At 60.2% G+C, this 18,583-nt stretch carries 20 protein-coding genes; 12 read left to right on the top strand and 8 right to left on the bottom strand.

The window, feature by feature from the left end; translation table 11 throughout:
* Positions 1–7 precede the first annotated feature (7 nt).
* The 7 genes from AC1Q6D_RS18805 (at position 8) to AC1Q6D_RS18775 (ending at position 4,286) form a co-directional block, all read left to right on the top strand.
* Positions 8–712: a YoaK family protein gene (locus tag AC1Q6D_RS18805; protein ID WP_103405086.1), complete on the top strand. Its 705-nt coding sequence runs from the start codon at positions 8–10 to the stop codon at positions 710–712.
* A gap of 103 nt (positions 713–815) precedes the next feature.
* Complete coding sequence (gene tusD / locus AC1Q6D_RS18800; RefSeq protein WP_103405085.1) at positions 816–1,208, top strand: sulfurtransferase complex subunit TusD; 393 nt, start codon at positions 816–818, stop codon at positions 1,206–1,208.
* Position 1,209: 1 nt separating this feature from the next.
* Complete coding sequence (gene tusC / locus AC1Q6D_RS18795; RefSeq protein ID WP_103405073.1) at positions 1,210–1,572, top strand: sulfurtransferase complex subunit TusC; 363 nt, start codon at positions 1,210–1,212, stop codon at positions 1,570–1,572.
* Complete coding sequence (gene tusB, locus AC1Q6D_RS18790) at positions 1,572–1,865, top strand: sulfurtransferase complex subunit TusB (RefSeq protein WP_103405072.1); 294 nt, start codon at positions 1,572–1,574, stop codon at positions 1,863–1,865. Before tusC ends, tusB begins: the two co-directional genes overlap by 1 nt.
* The gene (locus AC1Q6D_RS18785; RefSeq protein WP_103405071.1) at positions 1,862–2,197 is read left to right on the top strand and encodes a TusE/DsrC/DsvC family sulfur relay protein; all 336 of its coding nucleotides are present in this window, start codon (positions 1,862–1,864) and stop codon (positions 2,195–2,197) included. Before tusB ends, AC1Q6D_RS18785 begins: the two co-directional genes overlap by 4 nt.
* Complete coding sequence (locus AC1Q6D_RS18780) at positions 2,194–3,195, top strand: glycosyl transferase family protein (protein ID WP_103405070.1); 1,002 nt, start codon at positions 2,194–2,196, stop codon at positions 3,193–3,195. The genes AC1Q6D_RS18785 and AC1Q6D_RS18780 overlap by 4 nt, the downstream gene beginning before the upstream one ends.
* Before the next feature lie 89 nt (positions 3,196–3,284).
* Positions 3,285–4,286, top strand: a complete 1,002-nt coding sequence (locus AC1Q6D_RS18775; protein WP_103405069.1) for a glutathione S-transferase family protein — start codon at positions 3,285–3,287, stop codon at positions 4,284–4,286.
* Positions 4,287–4,400: 114 nt separating this feature from the next.
* Here AC1Q6D_RS18775 and cysG read toward each other — a convergent pair whose 3' ends face one another.
* The 6 genes from cysG to AC1Q6D_RS18745 all read right to left on the bottom strand — a co-directional run bounded on the left by cysG (position 4,401) and on the right by AC1Q6D_RS18745 (position 12,037).
* Positions 4,401–5,795 carry a siroheme synthase CysG gene (cysG, locus tag AC1Q6D_RS18770; RefSeq protein ID WP_103405068.1) on the bottom strand — a complete coding sequence of 465 codons (1,395 nt, stop codon included), beginning with the start codon at positions 5,793–5,795 and terminating at the stop codon, positions 4,401–4,403.
* Positions 5,796–7,076 (bottom strand): serine--tRNA ligase, encoded by a 1,281-nt coding sequence (gene serS / locus AC1Q6D_RS18765; protein ID WP_047527707.1) that lies wholly within the window; start codon positions 7,074–7,076, stop codon positions 5,796–5,798. It abuts the gene before it with no gap.
* A 15-nt stretch (positions 7,077–7,091) separates the two neighbouring features.
* Positions 7,092–7,466 carry a fluoride efflux transporter CrcB gene (gene crcB, locus AC1Q6D_RS18760; protein WP_047527706.1) on the bottom strand — a complete coding sequence of 125 codons (375 nt, stop codon included), beginning with the start codon at positions 7,464–7,466 and terminating at the stop codon, positions 7,092–7,094.
* Positions 7,466–8,788: a replication-associated recombination protein A gene (locus AC1Q6D_RS18755; protein WP_103405067.1), complete on the bottom strand. Its 1,323-nt coding sequence runs from the start codon at positions 8,786–8,788 to the stop codon at positions 7,466–7,468. Before AC1Q6D_RS18755 ends, crcB begins: the two co-directional genes overlap by 1 nt.
* Before the next feature lie 150 nt (positions 8,789–8,938).
* Entirely contained in the window at positions 8,939–9,559 is a 621-nt protein-coding gene (gene lolA / locus AC1Q6D_RS18750; RefSeq protein WP_047527704.1) for an outer membrane lipoprotein periplasmic chaperone LolA, read from the bottom strand.
* 66 nt (positions 9,560–9,625) lie between these two features.
* Positions 9,626–12,037, bottom strand: coding sequence for a DNA translocase FtsK (locus tag AC1Q6D_RS18745; protein WP_081997843.1), 2,412 nt, complete (start codon positions 12,035–12,037; stop codon positions 9,626–9,628).
* A gap of 318 nt (positions 12,038–12,355) precedes the next feature.
* On the opposite strand from AC1Q6D_RS18745, the gene trxB reads away from it, so the two are divergent.
* From trxB to infA, 4 genes are all read left to right on the top strand, one after another.
* Entirely contained in the window at positions 12,356–13,315 is a 960-nt protein-coding gene (gene trxB / locus AC1Q6D_RS18740) for a thioredoxin-disulfide reductase (RefSeq protein WP_103405066.1), read from the top strand.
* Between the two features lie 64 nt (positions 13,316–13,379).
* Complete coding sequence (aat, locus tag AC1Q6D_RS18735; protein WP_103405065.1) at positions 13,380–14,060, top strand: leucyl/phenylalanyl-tRNA--protein transferase; 681 nt, start codon at positions 13,380–13,382, stop codon at positions 14,058–14,060.
* Positions 14,061–14,129: 69 nt separating this feature from the next.
* Entirely contained in the window at positions 14,130–14,837 is a 708-nt protein-coding gene (locus AC1Q6D_RS18730) for an arginyltransferase (protein ID WP_047527699.1), read from the top strand.
* A 111-nt stretch (positions 14,838–14,948) separates the two neighbouring features.
* Positions 14,949–15,167, top strand: a complete 219-nt coding sequence (infA, locus tag AC1Q6D_RS18725) for a translation initiation factor IF-1 (RefSeq protein ID WP_002553999.1) — start codon at positions 14,949–14,951, stop codon at positions 15,165–15,167.
* A gap of 236 nt (positions 15,168–15,403) precedes the next feature.
* On the opposite strand, the gene clpA is transcribed toward infA, so the two are convergent.
* The gene (gene clpA / locus AC1Q6D_RS18720) at positions 15,404–17,674 is read right to left on the bottom strand and encodes an ATP-dependent Clp protease ATP-binding subunit ClpA (protein ID WP_047527693.1); all 2,271 of its coding nucleotides are present in this window, start codon (positions 17,672–17,674) and stop codon (positions 15,404–15,406) included.
* A gap of 30 nt (positions 17,675–17,704) precedes the next feature.
* Positions 17,705–18,067, bottom strand: coding sequence for an ATP-dependent Clp protease adapter ClpS (gene clpS, locus AC1Q6D_RS18715; protein WP_015094394.1), 363 nt, complete (start codon positions 18,065–18,067; stop codon positions 17,705–17,707).
* Positions 18,068–18,291: 224 nt separating this feature from the next.
* Between clpS and cspD the strand changes: the two genes are divergently transcribed.
* Positions 18,292–18,561, top strand: a complete 270-nt coding sequence (gene cspD / locus AC1Q6D_RS18710) for a cold shock domain-containing protein CspD (protein ID WP_103405064.1) — start codon at positions 18,292–18,294, stop codon at positions 18,559–18,561.
* Positions 18,562–18,583: the final 22 nt, after the last annotated feature.

The following is an 18,583-nucleotide window of genomic DNA, read 5'->3' as shown; positions in this document are numbered from 1 at the left end:
GCTGCCGATGCTGCCTTCGTCTTCAAGTACCCACGCCAGTTCCAGACATTTGCACACTCAGAAATGGCGCGGGCGCATCGGTTTGAGCCTGGTGGCGTTGCTCTCGGTGCTGGCCGGCATGACCGACGCCATCGGTTTCATGGCCAGCGGTGACTTCGTTTCGTTCATGAGCGGCAACACCACCCGGATGGCGGTAGCCATCAGCGCTGGCGATGCGGGATTGACCTTGCGCCTGGCGCTGCTTGTCGCCACCTTCATTGTCGGCAATGCGCTGGGCATCATCGTCAGCCGGCTGGGTGGGCGCCGGGCGCTGCCGCTGTTGCTGATCATCGCCGCGTTGCTATGTGCTGCCGCCACCTGGCCTTTTGATTCACAGCTGCCAGCCCTGCTCGCGGCCATTATTGCCATGGGCATGCTCAACGCCGCCGTGGAAGAGGTCAATGGTTTGCCGGTGGGCCTGACGTATGTCACCGGCGCCCTGTCGCGCTTCGGACGCGGACTGGGTCGCTGGATGCTCGGTGAGCGCCGTAACGGCTGGCGTGTGCAACTGATTCCGTGGACCGGCATGTTCGCCGGTGCGGTACTGGGCGCCGTGCTCGAACATCATCTGGGGCTCAAGGCGCTGTTCGCCAGCGGCCTGCTCGCTGCGGGACTGGGGTTTCTGTCGCTGAAGATCCCGCGGCGTTGGCAGTTGGGTTACATGCCGCGTTGACTGCAGTCCGCTATCGCTGGCAAGCCAGTCCCCGCGAAAACGCCCTTCGCCGCCCCGCCGATAAAGCTTTATCATGGCCGCAGTTTCGCTGATCGAGTCCGTCATGAAGTTCGCCATCGCGCTGTTTTCCGCCGCCCATGCGCCCTCCTCGCGCCGTGCCCTGCTGTTCGCCCAGGCCGCGCTGGCCGGCGGGCATGAAATTGTCCGGCTGTTTTTCTACCAGGACGGCGTGTATAACGCCTCCAGCAGCGTGGTCACGCCCCAGGACGAGCAGGACGTGCCCAAGCAATGGCGCACCTTTGTTTCCGAGCACCAGCTGGACGGCGTGGTGTGCATCGCCGCCGCCTTGCGCCGTGGTGTGCTGAACGAAGAAGAAGCCAGGCGCTATCAACGTGAAGCCATCGCCGTCGACGCGCCATGGGAATTGTCCGGCCTGGGTCAGTTGCATGACGCCGTTCAGGACGCCGACCGCCTGATCTGTTTCGGAGGCGCTTGAGATGGCCAAATCCTTATTGATCATCAGTCGCCAATCGCCTTGGTCCGGCCCCGGCGCGCGCGAAGCGCTGGACATCGTGCTGGCCGGCGGTGCCTTCGACCTGCCCATCGGCCTGTTGTATCTCGACGACGGCGTGTTCCAGCTCGCCGCCAGTCAGGACGCCAAATCCCTGCAACAGAAAGACCTGAGCGCCAACCTGCAGGCCCTGCCGATGTTCGGCGTCGAAGCGCTGTTTTTCTGTGCGGACAGCGCCGCCGAACGTGGCCTGGACCCTGGCGCCCTGTCGCTGGAAGAAGCCGGACCGCTGACAGCCGGCGAAATCACCGCCCTCATTGACCGTTACGACCAGGTGATCACCCTCTGATGTCGACTTTGCATGTGTTGTCTCACTCCCCGTTCGGTGACTCGCGCCTGAGCAGTTGCCTGCGCATCATCGGCGCCACAGACGCGTTGCTGTTGTCCGGCGACGCAGCTTATGCCTTGCAGCCGGGCACAGTGCCTTTCGCCACGCTTCAAACCCGTGGCCTGAAACTCTACGTGCTGGCCGAAGATGCCCAGGCCCGGGCCATCGACGTTCCTGACTGGGCCAGGGCCATCGATTACCCGGCCTTCGTCGAGCTGTCGATCCAACACGACAAGGTCAACACGTGGCTATGAATTCCCTGACAGTCGGCGCCCGTACCATCGAGTTGGACAAGGACGGTTTTCTGGTCGAGTTGAGTGACTGGTCTGCCGACGTCGCCAGCGCCCTGGCGGCGGCCGAAGACATTGAGTTGAGCCCCGAGCACTGGGAAATTCTCGAACTGCTGCGCAGTTTCTACGCCGAATTCCAGTTGTCGCCGGCCACCCGCCCACTGATCAAATACACCGCCTTGAAACTCGGCCCGACCAAGGGCAACAGCCTGCACCTGAACCGACTGTTCAAAGGCACCCCCGCCAAACTCGCCGCGAAACTGGCGGGCCTGCCCAAACCGACGAATTGCTTATGACCGACTACCCAGCGCTGACCCTCGAAACCCCCGCCGAACACCCGTTCGCCCAGTTCGTGCGGATTCTCGGAAAAGGCAAGCGCGGTGCCCGCGACCTGACCCGCGAGGAAGCCCGCGAAGCCATGGGCATGGTGCTCGACGACAAGGTCGAAGACACCCAGCTCGGCGCGTTCCTGATGCTGCTGCGGCACAAGGAAGAAAGCGCCGAGGAAATGGCAGGCTTCACCGAAGCCTTGCGTGAGCGCTTGCAGCCACCCTCACTGGCGGTCGATCTGGACTGGCCGACCTATGCCGGCAAGAAGCGTCATTTGCCGTGGTATTTGCTGGCGGCCAAATGCCTGGCGCAAAACGGCGTACGCATCTTCATGCACGGCGCCGGCGCCCACACGGCCGGTCGCCTGTATAGCGAACAATTGCTGGGGGCTTTGCAGATCCCGCTGTGCCGCAACTGGCAGCAGGTCGGCGAGGCGCTCGACAACGGCGGCCTGGCGTTCATGCCATTGGTGGACTGGGCGCCGCAGCTGCAACGGATGATCGACTTGCGCAACACCCTGGGCCTGCGCTCGCCAATCCATTCGCTGACGCGCATTCTCAACCCGCTGGGTGCACGCTGCGGCCTGCAAAGTATTTTCCATCCCGGTTATCAGGCGGTGCACCGCGATGCCAGCGGCCTGCTCGGCGACACCGCGATTGTGATCAAGGGCGATGGTGGCGAAATCGAGATCAACCCGGATGCCGACAGCCACCTGTATGGCACCACGGGCGGCGAGAGCTGGGACGAGGAATGGCCGCAGCTGTCGAGCCAGCGCCATGTCAAACCGGCCAGCCTCGACCCCGAGCACCTCAAAGCCGTCTGGCGAGGGGATGTGGTCGACAGCTATCCGCAGATGGCCCTGATTTCCACTATGGCCCTGGCGTTGCGCGGCTTGGGGCAGAGCCGCGAACAGGCGTTCGAAACCGCACAGCGTTACTGGGATGCCCGGGACAAATCGATTTAATCGATCATAACTGCCCAACCTTTGCGCTTTTTGTTCGAACTCATGGGAATAGACTCGACTCCAACGATTATTGGTTGAGGAGTCTGAGCATGGGTTTGTTAGTCGAAGGCCGCTGGCAAGACAAATGGTACGAAAGCAGCAAGGACGGCGCGTTTCAGCGTGAACAGGCGCAGCGCCGTCACTGGGTCACGGCCGACGGCCAGCCGGGACCGACGGGTGTCGGCGGCTTTGCGGCCGAGGCCGGTCGTTATCACCTTTATGTCTCCCTGGCCTGTCCGTGGGCCCATCGCACGCTGATCCTGCGCAAACTCAAGGGTCTCGAAAAGCTGATCGATGTATCGGTGGTCAGCTACTTGATGCTGGAAAACGGCTGGACCTTCGACAAGTCCAACGGCTCAACCGGCGACAAGCTCGATCACTTCGACTTCATGCACCAGCGCTATACCTCCGATACCGCCAACTACACCGGCCGCGTCACCGTACCGGTGCTGTGGGACAAACAACAGCAACGCATCGTCAACAATGAATCGGCGGAAATCATCCGCATGTTCAATGGCGCGTTCGACGCATTGACCGGCAACGACCTGGACTTCTACCCGGCACCACTGCGCAGCGAGATCGATGCGCTGAACGAGCGGATTTATCCGGCGGTCAACAACGGCGTGTACCGTGCGGGGTTTGCCACATCGCAACAGGCTTATGAAGAAGCGTTTGATGGATTGTTCGCCGAACTGGATCGACTGGAGCAATTGCTGGGGGCGAACCGTTACCTGACGGGGGAATACCTGACCGAAGCGGATATCCGTCTGTTCACCACAATCATTCGATTCGACGCGGTGTATTACGGGCACTTCAAGTGCAACCTGCGGCGGATTGCCGATTATCCGAACCTGTCGAACTGGCTGCGGGAGATTTATCAGTGGCCAGGGATTGCCGAGACGGTGGATTTCACCCACATCAAGCATCACTACTACGGTAGCCACAAGACCATTAACCCGACCGGTATCGTGCCCAAAGGCCCGGAACAGGATTTCACCGCGCCCCATGATCGGGAGCGGTTGAGCGGTAAAGGGGTTTGGCGCAAGGCCTGAAGTTGTGCCGTTTTCAGGCCCCCATCGCTAGCAGGCTGGGTCCCACACAGGATTTGTGTCGTTCACAACCCCCCTGTGGGACCCAGCCTGCTAGCGAAGGGCGCAACCCGGTTTTCAGACCTGCGCCTGAGCCCCTTCGAACCACGCCAGTTTCTCGCGCAGTTGCACCACCTCACCCACGATCACCAGCGTCGGCGCATGCACTTCATGCTCCGCCACCAGCCGTGGCAGATCGGCCAGGGTGCCGGTAAATACCCGCTGATTGACCGTGGTGCCCTGCTGGATCAATGCCGCCGGGGTATCGGCGTCGCGACCATGCTTGATCAACTGCTCGCAGATGATCGGCAGGCCTACCAGACCCATGTAGAACACCAGGGTCTGCGCCGGCGCAACCAGATCGGCCCACGGCAGATCGGTGGAACCGTCCTTGAGATGCCCCGTGACGAACCGCACCGACTGCGCGTAATCACGATGAGTCAGCGGAATCCCGGCGTACGCCGCGCAACCGCTGGCCGCCGTGATGCCCGGCACGACCTGGAACGGGATGCCCTGGGCTGCCAGTTCCTCGATCTCTTCACCGCCACGGCCGAAGATGAACGGATCACCGCCTTTCAGCCGTACCACACGCTTGCCTTGCCTGGCCAGGTCCACCAGTTGCTGGTTGATCTGATCCTGCGGCACGGCGTGATCGGCGCGACGCTTGCCGACATAAACCCGCTCGGCATCACGCCGACACAGTTCGAGAATTGCCGGCGCCACCAGGCGGTCGTACAGCACCACATCGGCTTGCTGCATCAGGCGCAGGGCACGAAAGGTCAGCAAGTCGGGATCACCGGGGCCGGCGCCGACCAGATACACCTCACCGGTCGCCACGGGTGCTTCACCGTCGATTTTCGCTTGCAGTAAACGCTCGGCTTCGGCGCCCTGCCCGGCCAGCTGCCGGTCGGCAATCGGCCCCTGGAACACGTCCTCCCAGAACGCCCGGCGCTGTTGCACGTCCGGGAACAGGCCTTTGACCTGATTACGGAAGCGCGCGGCCAGACCGGCCAGTTGACCGTAGGTAGAGGGAATCCAGGTTTCAATCTTGGCGCGGATCAAACGCGCCAGGACTGGCGCATCGCCGCCGCTGGACACGGCAATCACCAGCGGCGAGCGGTCGACGATGGCCGGGAAGATCACGCTGCACAGGGCCGGCGCGTCCACCACATTGACCGGCACGCAACGCCGATGGGCATCGGAGGAGACTTGTGCGTTCAGCGATTCGTCATCGGTGGCGGCAATGATCAGCCCGCAACCGTCCAGGTCCGCCTCGACGTACCCACGCAGCACGCACTCGCCACCGCTGAGGGCGACCAGTTCGCTCAATTGGGTTTCGATTTCAGGTGCGACCACCCGCAGTAGCGCACCGGCATCGGCCAGCAGGCGGGATTTGCGCAAGGCAATCTCCCCCCCGCCGACGACCAACACACGACTGCCGCGAAGGTTATGGAACAGCGGCAGATAGTTCATTTAGCCGATGACCTCGAGGCCACCCATGTACGGTTTCAGCACTTCAGGCACACGGATCGAACCGTCGGCCTGCTGGTAATTCTCCAGCACCGCCACCAGGGTACGACCGACTGCCAGGCCGGAACCGTTCAGGGTGTGGACCAGTTCAGGCTTGCCGGTTTCCGGGTTGCGGAAACGTGCTTGCATGCGACGGGCCTGGAAATCGCCGCAGTTGGAGCACGACGAAATTTCACGGTACTTGTCCTGGCTCGGGATCCACACTTCCAGGTCGTAGGTCTTGACCGCACTGAAGCCCATGTCGCCGGTGCACAGCGCCAGGGTGCGGTATGGTAGCTCCAGCAACTGAAGGACTTTCTCGGCGTTTGCGGTCAGGCCTTCCAGGGCTTCCATCGAGGTCGATGGCTCGACGATCTGCACCATTTCGACCTTGTCGAACTGGTGCTGGCGGATCATGCCACGGGTGTCGCGGCCCGATGCACCGGCTTCACTGCGGAAGCATGGGGTGTGGGCAACGAACTTGATCGGCAGCAGTTTCGAATCAACGATTTCGCCGGCCACGATGTTGGTCAGGGACACTTCGGCGGTCGGGATCAGGTACAGATCGGCCTCGCCTTCGCGGGCGATCTTGAACAGGTCTTCTTCGAACTTGGGCAACTGGCCAGTGCCTTGCAGCGCCGGGGCCTGGACCAAATAAGGCGTGTAAGCCTCTTCATAGCCGTGCTCGGTGACGTGCAAGTTGATCATGAACTGGGCCAGGGCGCGGTGCAGGCGGGCAATCGGGCCACGCAGCAAGGCGAAACGGGCACCAGACAGTTTGGCGGCGGTTTCGAAGTCCAGCCAGCCGAATTTTTCGCCCAGGGCCACGTGGTCCTGAACCGGGAAATCGAATGTGGTCGGCGTACCCCAGCGGCGCACTTCGACGTTGTCGTCTTCGTCTTTGCCGACTGGCACCGACTCGTGCGGCAGGTTTGGAATACCGAGCAGGATCGAGTCCAGTTCAGTCTGGATCGCGTCCAGCTCGACCTTGCCGGCACTCAACTCGCCTGCCATGCGCTCGACGTCGGCCATCAACGGCGCGATGTCTTCGCCGCGCTGCTTGGCCTGACCGATGGATTTGGAGCGCGCATTACGTTCAGCCTGCAGGGCTTCGGTGCGGGTCTGGACGGTCTTGCGCTGTTCTTCCAGCGCTTCGATGCGCGCAACATCCAGGGCAAAGCCACGGGATGCCAGGCGGTCCGCTACGTCCTGAAGGTTGCTACGTAACAGTTTGGAATCGAGCATGTCGGTCTCTCGTTATCAAAGTTTGGTCAAGGACAGGCCAGCCCAGGTGGCGAGCAGCCCGCCGAATACGCTGATGGCAGCATAGCCCAGGGCCAGCGGCACCTGCCCGCTTTCCAGCAGGCGCACCGTATCCAGTGAAAAGGATGAAAAAGTCGTCAGCCCTCCGAGGAAGCCGACGATTAGCCCGGCGCGCACCTCGAACGGCACCTCCGGGCGGATCAAAAACAGACCGTATAGAAAGCCGATCAGCAAACAGCCGACGATATTAACGGCCAGCGTCGCGGTATAGAAGTGCCGCGGCCAATTAGCGTTGATCCAGTTACCGGTGGCGAAGCGCAACAGCGTGCCGGCCATCCCGCCGACGGAAACCGCAATGATCAGGGGAACCACTATTCTCTCCGCTGCCGGGGGCTTAAACGATCCAGTTGTGCGAGGTGATTGAGCTTCTCGCCAATTTTCAATTCCAGGCCACGTGGTACGGGCTGATAGAAGCGTTGAGGCTCGAGTTCTTCCGGAAAATAGTCTTCGCCGGCGGCATAGGCATCCGGCTCATCGTGGGCATAACGGTATTCGTCGCCATAGCCCAGCTGTTTCATCAGTTTGGTCGGGGCATTGCGAAGGTGCAGTGGCACTTCCAGGGAACCGTGCTCGGTGGCGCTGCGCATCGCGGCCTTGAAGCCCATGTACACCGCGTTGCTTTTCGGCGCGCAGGCCAGGTAGGTGATGGCCTGGGCCACCGCCAGTTCGCCTTCGGGGCTGCCGAGGCGCTCCTGCACCTCCCACGCCGCCAGGCACAGGCTCAGCGCACGCGGGTCGGCATTGCCGATGTCTTCGCTGGCCATGCGCACCACGCGCCGGGCCAGGTACAGCGGATCGCACCCACCGTCGATCATTCGCGCGAACCAGTACAACGCGCCATCGGGATTGGAGCCGCGTACGGATTTATGCAGCGCGGAAATCTGGTCGTAGAACGCTTCGCCGCCCTTGTCGAAACGCCGACGGGTATCGCCCAGCAGGCTTTGCAGCAGATCGACGCCGATCTCGCTGCTGTCTTCGGCGAGGTCCGAGGCGTTCTCCAGCAAATTGAGCAGGCGCCGGCCATCGCCATCGGCGGCCGACAACAGCATCTGGAAGCCTTCATCGCTCAAGGTCAGCTGGCGCTTGCCCAGGCCACGCTCTTCGGTCAACGCACGCTGCACCAGTTTGCGCAGCGCCGCTTCGTCGAGGCTCTTGAGCACGTAGACGCGGGCGCGGGAGAGCAAGGCGTTATTGAGTTCGAAAGACGGGTTTTCCGTGGTCGCGCCGATGAAAATCAGCGTGCCGTCTTCGACGTACGGCAGGAACGCATCCTGCTGCGACTTGTTGAAGCGATGAACCTCATCGACGAAGAGGATGGTGCGCTTGCCGTATTGCCCGGCCTGTTGCTTGGCGATTTCCACGGCCTGGCGGATTTCCTTGACCCCGGCCAACACCGCCGACACCGTTTCGAAGTGCGCGTCCGAGACTTCCGCCAGCAGACGCGCCAGGGTGGTCTTGCCCACGCCCGGCGGCCCCCAGAAGATCATCGAATGCAGGGCACCCTGCTCCAGGGCTTCGCGCAATGGCTTGCCGCGAGCGAGCACGTGTTCCTGACCGACGTACTCGTCCAGATTGGTCGCGCGCAAACGGGCGGCCAATGGCTGGGCAATCGGGGCACTGCGAAACAGGTCCATCACTACCTCTGAAACCTCAATTGAACACCGTCCCCACTGTAGGAGCGAGCCTGCTCGCGATGGACTCAAGGGCACCGCTGGGTGTCAGGCCGCCAGCGTTATCGTTAACGCCCATCGCGAGCAGGCTCGCTCCTACAAGGGTGTTGTGTGTTATTCCTGGATCACGTCCGCACCCTTGGGGATGTCGAACTTGAATTTCGAAGCCGGGATCGGCTCGTTGGCCTTCACGCCAGTGAACAGGATATTGGTGCGCTGACCGACACTGTCAATCAATTGCATGTCATTGACCAGGCCATTGCGGAACGACAGACGCAGGCTGTCGAACAGGGTGTCCTTGGTTTTCGGCTTCAAGGTGAAGTCGATCACGCCGCCGGCTTCCTTGGCGCTGATGTCGAAGCTCTGGCTGATCTTGGACACGTCACCGGACAGCAGCAAGGCTGGGGTCTGGGTCAGGCGTTGGTCGAGATTCTTGATGGTGGCCTGCTCCAGATCGGGGTCCCACAGGGTCACTTTCTTGCCGTCGGAGACCATGGTCTGTTCGGCTGGCGCATTGGTGTGCCAGTAGAACAATCCCGGGCGTTGCAGGGACATTTCACCGGCCGTTTCCTGCAATTGGGTGCCTGTACCATCGAGGGTCAACTGGGAGAAACGTGCGGTCAGGGTCTGGGATTTTTCCAGCAGTTGGGTCAGACGCGCCACGTCCTTTTCATCGGCGTGGGCCGAGAGCGTGGTCAAGGCCAGTACCGGCAACAGCATGCGGATAAGACGCATGGGAGTCCTCATAATATTCGTGGGAGTGCAGACGGCGCCTCAAGACGCCGTCCTTCAAAAATCAGGTCAGTCGCGCACCGGGCCGGGGGCCAGGACTTCACGCGAGCCGTTGGTGTTCATGGACGTCACGACCCCGGCCATTTCCATGGCTTCGATCATGCGCGCAGCGCGGTTGTAGCCGATTTTCAGCTTGCGCTGAACCGCGGAAATGGACGCGCGACGGCTTTCCAGAACGAACTGCACCGCCTCGTCGTACAGTGCATCAGCTTCGGGATCATCGCCGTCGCCACCACCGCTGCTGCCTTCAAAGCCGCTACCGGCCTCTTCGACACCGTTGAGAATGTCGTCGTTGTACTCCGGCGCACCGCGCAGTTTCCAGGCTTCGACCACCCGGTGTACCTCGTCATCGGAAACGAACGCACCGTGGACGCGAATCGGCAGACTGGTGCCCGGCGGCATGTACAGCATGTCACCATGGCCCAGCAGCTGTTCGGCGCCGCCCTGGTCGATGATGGTGCGCGAGTCGATCTTGCTCGATACCTGGAACGCCATGCGGGTCGGGATGTTGGCCTTGATCAGACCGGTGATCACGTCCACCGACGGACGCTGGGTCGCAAGAATCAAGTGAATACCGGCGGCACGCGCCTTCTGCGCGATACGGGCAATCAGTTCTTCAACCTTCTTGCCGACGATCATCATCATGTCGGCAAATTCGTCGACCACCACCACGATGGTCGGCAGCTTTTGCAGCAACGGCGCTTCGTCGTGGATGCTTTCGCGCTTGTACAGCGGATCGCTCAACGGCTCGCCGGCGTCCTGGGCTTCCTTGACCTTGGCGTTGAAGCCCGACAGGTTTCGCACGCCCATCTTCGCCATCAGCTTGTAGCGCCGCTCCATCTCGGCAACGCTCCAGCGCAGGGCGTTGGCGGCGTCCTTCATGTCGGTGACCACCGGGCAAAGCAGGTGCGGAATGCCCTCGTAGATCGACAGCTCGAGCATTTTCGGGTCGATCATGATCAGCTTGGCGTCTTCCGGGCCGGACTTGAACAGGATCGACAGGATCATCGCGTTCACGCCCACCGACTTACCGGAACCGGTGGTACCGGCCACCAGCAGGTGAGGCATTTTCGCCAGGTCGGTGATCACCGGCTTGCCGCCGATGTCATGGCCCAGGGCCAGGGTGACCGGCGATTTGAAATTGTCGTACTCGGGCGTCGAGAGCACTTCGGAGAAACGCACGATCTGGCGGTCTTCGTTGGGGATCTCGATACCGACCGTGGTCTTGCCGGGAATCACTTCCACGACCCGCACACTGGTCACGGCCAGGGAGCGCGCCAGGTCTTTGGCCAGGTTGGAGATACGGCTGACCTTGACCCCGGCCGCCGGCTGGATTTCGTAACGGGTGATCACCGGACCCGGATGGATCGAGTCCACGGTAACTTCGACGCCGAATTCCTTGAGTTTGATTTCCAGCAAGTGACCGACCGCCGCCAGGGACTCCGGTGAGTAATTGAGCTGTTTCTTTTCCGCAGGGTCGAGAATCGAGATCGGTGGCAAGGTGCCTTCCACGGCGCTGTCGACGAACAGCGGTGCCTGTTTCTCTTTCTGTACGCGCTTGCTTGGCTCGGGCGCCTTGACCGGGGCCGGCGCGATCACAGGCGGTACCTGCTTCTCGCGCTCGGACATGTGCTTGCTCAGCGCCTGCTCACGTTCGATCAGGCGCTCCTTGACCTTGGCCTGCTCGCGTTTGTCGGTGACGGTCGGCGCGACCACGTCATGCACGCGATCATCGACTTCACGCAACTGCGCGACCAGTTGCTTGCGCTCGGTACGGGCCGCCCACCAGCGATTGGCCGCGCCCTGGAACAGTTCGAAAAGGTCGAGGGTGATCTTGCCGGTGACGTCCATCACCTTGAACCAGGACAGGTCGGTGAACACCGTCAGGCCAAACAGGAACAGCGCAATGAACAGCAGCGTTCCGCCCTGGATGTTCAGAGCGTTCTTTGCCAGATCGCCGAGGCTTTCCCCCAGCGCGCCGCCAGCACCGGCCGGCAACCCGGTCGCGGCATGGAAATGGATGTGCGCCAATGCAGCGCCGGACAGCACCAGAAACACCAGGCCGATCAGCCGCCAGGAAAACAGCCAGCCGCTCCACTGCCATGGCTCGTGGCGTTGACGGAATATCTGGTAGGTCTTGATCGCAAGCAGCAGCGGGAAGACGTAGGCGAAATAACCGAGCACCATGAACAGGATATCGGCGCTATAGGAGCCCGCCGGCCCGCCGAAATTCTGTACGTCGTCGATCTTGCTGTTGTGGCTCCACCCCGGATCGTCCTTGCCATAGGTCAACAAGGCCATCATCAGGAACAGGCACAAGGCACCAATGGCGATCAATGCACCTTCCTTGAGTCGGTAGTGCAAATGCTGGCGCCAGAGCGGAACGACGGCTGGTTTAGGTGCTGCGGTGGATTTCTTCAAAACGCTTCTTTTCCTGCGCCTATGGCGCGTCCATCTGTTGAATGACTATAAAAACTGCCAAAAAAACTGCCCAATCCAGGCAGGTAAAAAGTTAACGGGCGTAACAAGTACTACTTTTAACATTGCGCCTCGGTTTTTATAAACACGAAACGCACTGCTTATTTTGTTACAAACACTGTGACAGCCACGCATTGTACGGGTTTGTTCGTCCGATGCCATGCTTGAAACCTTAGGTTGCAGCATAGTCAAAAGCACATTACGTGCGACTCAATTTGAGCACGCATTCTCTTTTGTGACAAAGGCTTATGAGGTGTTTTTATGAGCAAAGCGAAGCATCACCGCCTGATCATTCTGGGTTCCGGCCCCGCCGGTTACAGCGCAGCCGTGTATGCCGCCCGCGCCAACCTCAAACCCGTTGTCATTACCGGCATACAGGCAGGTGGCCAGCTCACCACCACCGTCGAAGTCGATAACTGGCCCGGCGATGTCGAAGGCCTCACAGGCCCTGCCCTGATGGAGCGCATGCAAAAACACGCCGAACGTTTTGACACAGAGATCGTCTACGACCACATCCACACGGCCAAGTTGCAACAGCGCCCGTTTGAACTCACGGGAGACAGCGGAACCTACACGTGCGATGCGCTGATTATTGCCACTGGAGCCTCCGCGCAATACCTGGGTCTGCCCTCGGAAGAAACGTTTGCCGGCAAAGGGGTTTCGGCTTGCGCGACTTGCGACGGCTTCTTCTATCGCAATCAGGTCGTCGCCGTGATCGGTGGCGGCAATACGGCGGTTGAAGAAGCGTTGTACCTGTCCAACATTGCCAGGGAAGTGCATCTGATTCACCGTCGGGACAAGTTGCGCTCGGAGAAGATCCTTCAGGACAAACTCTTCGAGAAAGCCGCCAATGGCAATATCCGCCTGCACTGGAACCAGCATCTGGATGAAGTGTTGGGCGATGCCAGTGGCGTCACCGGTGCGCGCCTGCGTGACAGCCACACCGGAGCCACCCAGGAGCTGCCACTCGCTGGCGTGTTCATTGCCATCGGCCACAAGCCCAACACCGACCTTTTCACCGGCCAGCTGGAAATGCGTGACGGCTACCTGCTGGTCAAGGGTGGCAGCGAAGGCGACGCCACAGCGACGGCCATCGCCGGTGTATTTGCCGCGGGTGATGTGGCCGACCATGTCTATCGCCAGGCCGTCACTTCGGCAGGAGCCGGCTGCATGGCGGCACTGGACGCGGAAAAATACCTCGACGACATTCCCGTCGTTTGACGGCACACTAAGTGGCGGATCGACAATCCGCCACTGCCCTCCCCTCTCTGCAAGCCCGGACGCCATGCTTACTTGGTTACAACGCAATACCCTGACGTTCCCGCCGCTGGATAAAGCCATGCGCGACCCCAACGGTCTGCTGGCCGCCGGCGGCGATCTGTCCGCCGACCGGCTGATCCGGGCGTACCGGCACGGTTGCTTTCCCTGGTTCTCGGAAGGCCAGCCGATTCTCTGGTGGTCGCCGGACCCGCGCACCGTGCTTTTTCCCGACGAACTGCACGTCTCGCGCAGCCTGAACAAATTGCTGCGCCAACAACGCTATCAGGTGACCTTCGACCAGGATTTTGCCGCCGTCATCCGTGCCTGCGCAGCACCGCGCGACTACGCCGATGGCACCTGGATCACGCAAGCCATGCAGGACGCTTACCTGGAACTGCACAAGCGCGGTTATGCGCATTCGGTGGAGGTCTGGGATCAGGGTGAACTGGTTGGCGGGCTGTACGGCCTGGCAATGGGGCAATTGTTTTTCGGCGAGTCCATGTTCAGCCGCGCCGACAACGCCTCCAAGTATGGCTTTGCCACCTTGGTGCAACACCTGAAAGAATGGGGTTTCGTGCTGATCGATTGCCAGATGCCGACCGACCATCTGCATAGCCTCGGTGCGCGAGCGATTCCCCGCAGCGCGTTTGCCGGCTATCTGTCGCAGTACCTGGGCCAGCCCAGCCGTGCGACCTGGGTTTGCTGAGCGACTTTCGCGCGCGTGGCTTACACTTAGAGACGCCCCCTAATTAAAAGTTTATCCCGAGGGTTGATCATGACCGAGTTGGCGCGTTTGAAGTTCTATGCCACTCAGCCCCACTCTTGCAGTTATCTGCCAGAGGAGCAGGCTACAACCCTGTTCCTCGATCCTAGCCAGCCCATGGATGTGCATGTCTATGCGGACCTGTCGGAAATGGGTTTTCGTCGCAGTGGCGATCACCTCTATCGGCCGCATTGTCAAAACTGCAATGCGTGCGTGCCTGCACGCATCCCCGTAGGACAATTCACCCCCAACCGTCAGCAGAAGCGCATTTTCAAACGCAATGCCGACTTGCAGGTACGCCCGGCAAAACCAGGCTTCAGCGAAGAGTATTTCGACCTTTACCAGCGCTACATCGAACAGCGTCATGCCGATGGCGACATGTATCCGCCGAGCCGCGATCAATTTTCGACATTCCTGGTACGTGACCTGCCTTTCTCGCGTTTCTATGAATTTCGCCTCGACGGGCGGCTGCTGGCCATCGCTGTCACCGACCTTCTGCCGAACGGTCTGTCGGCGGTCTACACCTTCTATGAGCCTGCAGAAGACCGCCGAAGCCTGGGGCGTTTCGCGATCCTGTGGCAGATTGGCGAGGCCCGGCGCCTGGGGCTGGACGCGGTCTACCTGGGTTACTGGATCAAGAACTGCAAAAAAATGAGCTACAAGACGCAATATCGACCCATTGAATTGCTGATTAACCAGCGTTGGGTTGCCCTGAACTAGAGCACGGCCTAAACCCCTTGGCTTGAACCCCACTTTTCGGGCACAATGCACGCCGCTTTTGCCTGGCGCAGTTGCACCGGGCCATTCATTGGACACCGAGGGCTTTACTGCATGTCGAAAGAAGACAGCTTCGAAATGGAAGGCACTGTCGTCGACACCCTGCCCAACACCATGTTTCGTGTGGAGTTGGAAAATGGGCACGTCGTAACCGCGCATATTTCCGGCAAGATGCGCAAGAACTACATTCGTATTCTTACCGGTGACAAAGTGCGCGTCGAGCTGACGCCCTATGACTTGAGCAAAGGGCGCATCACTTACCGCGCTCGCTAATCAAGTCAATACAAGACGCCCGGCTTATGCCGGGCGTTTTTGTATGTCCGAAATTTGAAGCCCACCGCAACCAATGTGGAAGCGAGCCTGCTCGCGAAAGCGTCGTGTCAGCCAGCATCTCTTTCACTGCTATAACGCATTCGCGAGCAGGCTCGCTCCCACAAGGGGCAGACGTACATCTGACAGACCGCAAAAAGGCGCCAATCGGCGCCTTTTTGCTTTGCAGCGGTTTAACGTCAGGCCATTTCGGCCGTGGTCTCGAACTCGAAGGTCAGCTCGCCGTCCTTGATGTCGATGTGCACCACACCGCCATGTTCGGCCAGTTCGCCAAAGAGAATCTCCTCTGCCAGCGGACGCTTGATCTTGTCCTGGATCAGGCGAGCCATTGGTCGAGCACCCATTGCTGCGTCGTAACCACCGGCCGCCAGCCAGCTGCGGGCCGCATCGGAAACCTCCAACAGCACACGCTTGTCTTCCAGCTGCGCCTGAAGCTCGATGAGGAACTTGTCCACCACGCTCTTGATAACCTCGTGACTGAGGCGACCAAACTGAATGATGGTGTCCAGGCGGTTGCGGAATTCCGGCGTGAAGCTTTTCTTGATCACTTCCATCGCATCGGAAGAGTGATCCTGATAGGTGAAACCGATCGAGGCACGGGCTGCGGTCTCGGCACCGGCGTTGGTCGTCATGATGACGATCACGTTACGGAAATCCGCCTTGCGCCCGTTGTTATCGGTCAACGTACCGTGATCCATGACCTGCAGCAGCAGGTTGAAGACTTCCGGATGCGCTTTCTCGATTTCATCGAGCAACAGCACGCAGTGAGGCTGCTTGGTAATGGCTTCGGTCAGCAGACCGCCCTGATCGAACCCGACATAGCCCGGAGGCGCACCGATCAGACGCGATACGGTGTGGCGCTCCATGTACTCGGACATGTCGAAACGAACCAGCTCGACACCCAACGCCTTGGCGAGCTGGCGCGCCGCTTCGGTTTTACCGACACCGGTAGGACCGGCAAACAGGAACGAACCGACAGGCTTGTCAGGCGACTTGAGTCCGGCACGGGACAGTTTGATCGCGGTCGCCAGGGAGTCGATCGCGGCATCCTGACCAAACACCGTCAATTTCAGGTCACGCTCAAGGTTACGCAGCAGCTCCTTGTCGGAACTGGTGACGTGTTTTGGCGGAATCCGCGCGATTTTCGCGACGATGTCCTCGACCTGAGCCACCTCGATGCGTTTTACGCGCTTCTCGATCGGCTGCAGGCGCTGGTAGGCACCCGCCTCGTCGATGACGTCGATGGCCTTGTCCGGCATGTGCCGGTCATTGATGTAGCGCGAGGCCAGTTCGGCAGCGGCGCGCAGGGCTTCATCACTGTATTCGATATTGTGATGGGTCTCGAAACGCCCTTTCAGGCCGCGCAGGATACCGATGGTGTCTTCCACCGAAGGCTCGGACACATCGACCTTCTGGAAGCGCCGAGCCAAGGCACGGTCCTTCTCGAAGATGCCGCGGAACTCCTGGAAGGTCGTCGAACCGATGCAACGGATATCACCCGACGACAGCAGCGGCTTGAGCAGGTTCGAAGCATCCATGACGCCGCCGGACGCTGCCCCCGCACCGATGATGGTGTGGATCTCATCGATGAACAGGATTGCCTGTGGACGTTTTTTCAGTTCATTGAGCAACGCCTTGAAGCGCTTCTCGAAATCACCGCGATATTTGGTCCCGGCCAGCAAGGCACCCAGATCGAGGGAGTAAACCACGCTGTTGGCCAGCAGGTCCGGTACCTGGTTGTCGACAATGCGCTTGGCCAGACCTTCGGCAATCGCGGTTTTACCCACGCCCGCCTCGCCTACCAGCAGCGGATTGTTTTTGCGACGACGCGCCAGGATCTGCGCAACGCGCTCGACTTCCAGCTCACGACCGACCAACGGATCGATACGACCCTGGCGCGCGAGTTCGTTGAGGTTACTGGCATAAGCATCCAGTGGGTTGCCTGAAGAAGAAGACTCACCGCCCTCGTCGTCCTGCATATCTTGCTCGCCCTCAGAGTGATCGCCGTGCCCCGGCACCTTGGAAATGCCATGGGCGATGTAGTTGACGACATCGATACGGGCAACGCTCTGCTGTTTCAGCAGGAACACTGCCTGACTCTCTTGCTCACTGAAGATCGCGACCAGCACGTTGGCGCCAGTCACTTCACGTTTGCCCGAGCTCTGTACATGAAACACAGCACGTTGCAGTACACGCTGGAAGCCCAGGGTTGGCTGGGTTTCGCGGTCCTCGTCATGCACGGGGATCAACGGCGTGGTGGAGTCAATGAACTCCTGCAGGTCGTGCTTGAGTTTGTCGAGGTTTGCGCCGCAGGCACGCAATACGGTGGCGGCAGCCTCATTGTCCAATAGGGCCAGCAGGAGATGCTCGACGGTCATGAATTCATGACGCTTCGAACGGGCCTCCTTGAAGGCAAGATTGAGGGTGACTTCGAGCTCGCGGTTTAACATAGCTTCACCTCATACCCAAGTGTCCGGCGATTAACCGTCCTTCTCGATTTCACAGAGTAGCGGATGCTGGCTTTCCCTGGCGTACTGGTTGACCTGCATGGCCTTGGTCTCGGCGATGTCGCGGGTAAACACTCCACATACTGCCCGCCCTTCTGTATGGACGGCCAGCATGACCTTGGTCGCCAGCTCGCGATTCAGGTTAAAAAACACCTCGAGCACTTCGACGACGAAATCCATCGGTGTGTAGTCATCATTGAACAAAACCACCTTGTACATCGGCGGCGCCTGTAGAGCAGGCTTGGCCTCCTGAACAGCAATGCCTGCGGAATCGTCGTCGTGTAAATCAGGGCGATCCTGATTGAATGTTAGTCGAATCTGGCTGATTGCATGCATGGAAAGAAAGGTTCGTCAGTTGTGCAAATACAGTGGTGGGGGCAGCTATGGCCAATTTCAACTCCGACTGCCGGGTCACCTTGACTATCAGCAAAACGGTGTTACAACCAATAGAGCCCACAGTGGGTAAAAAAGGTCCGCGGAGTCAACTTTTTTCTAAAAAGCGACTGCGGATGAACTGGATGATACTCCAGTGATGGAGTCTGTTGCAGAGGGATATGTGTATGGCAGTCGGCAAGGTCAAGTGGTTCAACAACGCCAAGGGTTACGGCTTCATCAACGAGGACGGCAAGACAGAAGATCTGTTTGCCCACTACTCGGCCATCAAAATGGATGGCTATAAAACCCTGAAGGCCGGACAGGCTGTGACCTTCAACATCATCCAGGGGCCCAAGGGGCTGCATGCGGTCGAGATCAACGACGCCCTGGCCAAAACCACCACCGCGACCGCCACTACCGCCTCCACCAGCACCCAAGGCACGGCTCTGAGCTGACCGCCCCGGCCATGAAAAACGC

This window comes from Pseudomonas sp. MT92 (assembly GCF_058792515.1).
This window is presented reverse-complemented; position numbering and strand designations above follow the sequence as displayed.

Coding starts and splice junctions, on each gene's coding strand:
- AC1Q6D_RS18805 (WP_103405086.1), top strand. CDS start 8: ATGCTGCCTTCGTCTTCAAGTACCCACGCCAGTTCCAGACATTTGCAC.
- tusD (WP_103405085.1), top strand. CDS start 816: ATGAAGTTCGCCATCGCGCTGTTTTCCGCCGCCCATGCGCCCTCCTCG.
- tusC (WP_103405073.1), top strand. CDS start 1,210: ATGGCCAAATCCTTATTGATCATCAGTCGCCAATCGCCTTGGTCCGGC.
- tusB (WP_103405072.1), top strand. CDS start 1,572: ATGTCGACTTTGCATGTGTTGTCTCACTCCCCGTTCGGTGACTCGCGC.
- AC1Q6D_RS18785 (WP_103405071.1), top strand. CDS start 1,862: ATGAATTCCCTGACAGTCGGCGCCCGTACCATCGAGTTGGACAAGGAC.
- AC1Q6D_RS18780 (WP_103405070.1), top strand. CDS start 2,194: ATGACCGACTACCCAGCGCTGACCCTCGAAACCCCCGCCGAACACCCG.
- AC1Q6D_RS18775 (WP_103405069.1), top strand. CDS start 3,285: ATGGGTTTGTTAGTCGAAGGCCGCTGGCAAGACAAATGGTACGAAAGC.
- cysG (WP_103405068.1), bottom strand. CDS start 5,795: ATGAACTATCTGCCGCTGTTCCATAACCTTCGCGGCAGTCGTGTGTTG.
- serS (WP_047527707.1), bottom strand. CDS start 7,076: ATGCTCGATTCCAAACTGTTACGTAGCAACCTTCAGGACGTAGCGGAC.
- AC1Q6D_RS18755 (WP_103405067.1), bottom strand. CDS start 8,788: ATGGACCTGTTTCGCAGTGCCCCGATTGCCCAGCCATTGGCCGCCCGT.
- lolA (WP_047527704.1), bottom strand. CDS start 9,559: ATGCGTCTTATCCGCATGCTGTTGCCGGTACTGGCCTTGACCACGCTC.
- trxB (WP_103405066.1), top strand. CDS start 12,356: ATGAGCAAAGCGAAGCATCACCGCCTGATCATTCTGGGTTCCGGCCCC.
- aat (WP_103405065.1), top strand. CDS start 13,380: ATGCTTACTTGGTTACAACGCAATACCCTGACGTTCCCGCCGCTGGAT.
- AC1Q6D_RS18730 (WP_047527699.1), top strand. CDS start 14,130: ATGACCGAGTTGGCGCGTTTGAAGTTCTATGCCACTCAGCCCCACTCT.
- infA (WP_002553999.1), top strand. CDS start 14,949: ATGTCGAAAGAAGACAGCTTCGAAATGGAAGGCACTGTCGTCGACACC.
- clpA (WP_047527693.1), bottom strand. CDS start 17,674: ATGTTAAACCGCGAGCTCGAAGTCACCCTCAATCTTGCCTTCAAGGAG.
- clpS (WP_015094394.1), bottom strand. CDS start 18,067: ATGCATGCAATCAGCCAGATTCGACTAACATTCAATCAGGATCGCCCT.
- cspD (WP_103405064.1), top strand. CDS start 18,292: ATGGCAGTCGGCAAGGTCAAGTGGTTCAACAACGCCAAGGGTTACGGC.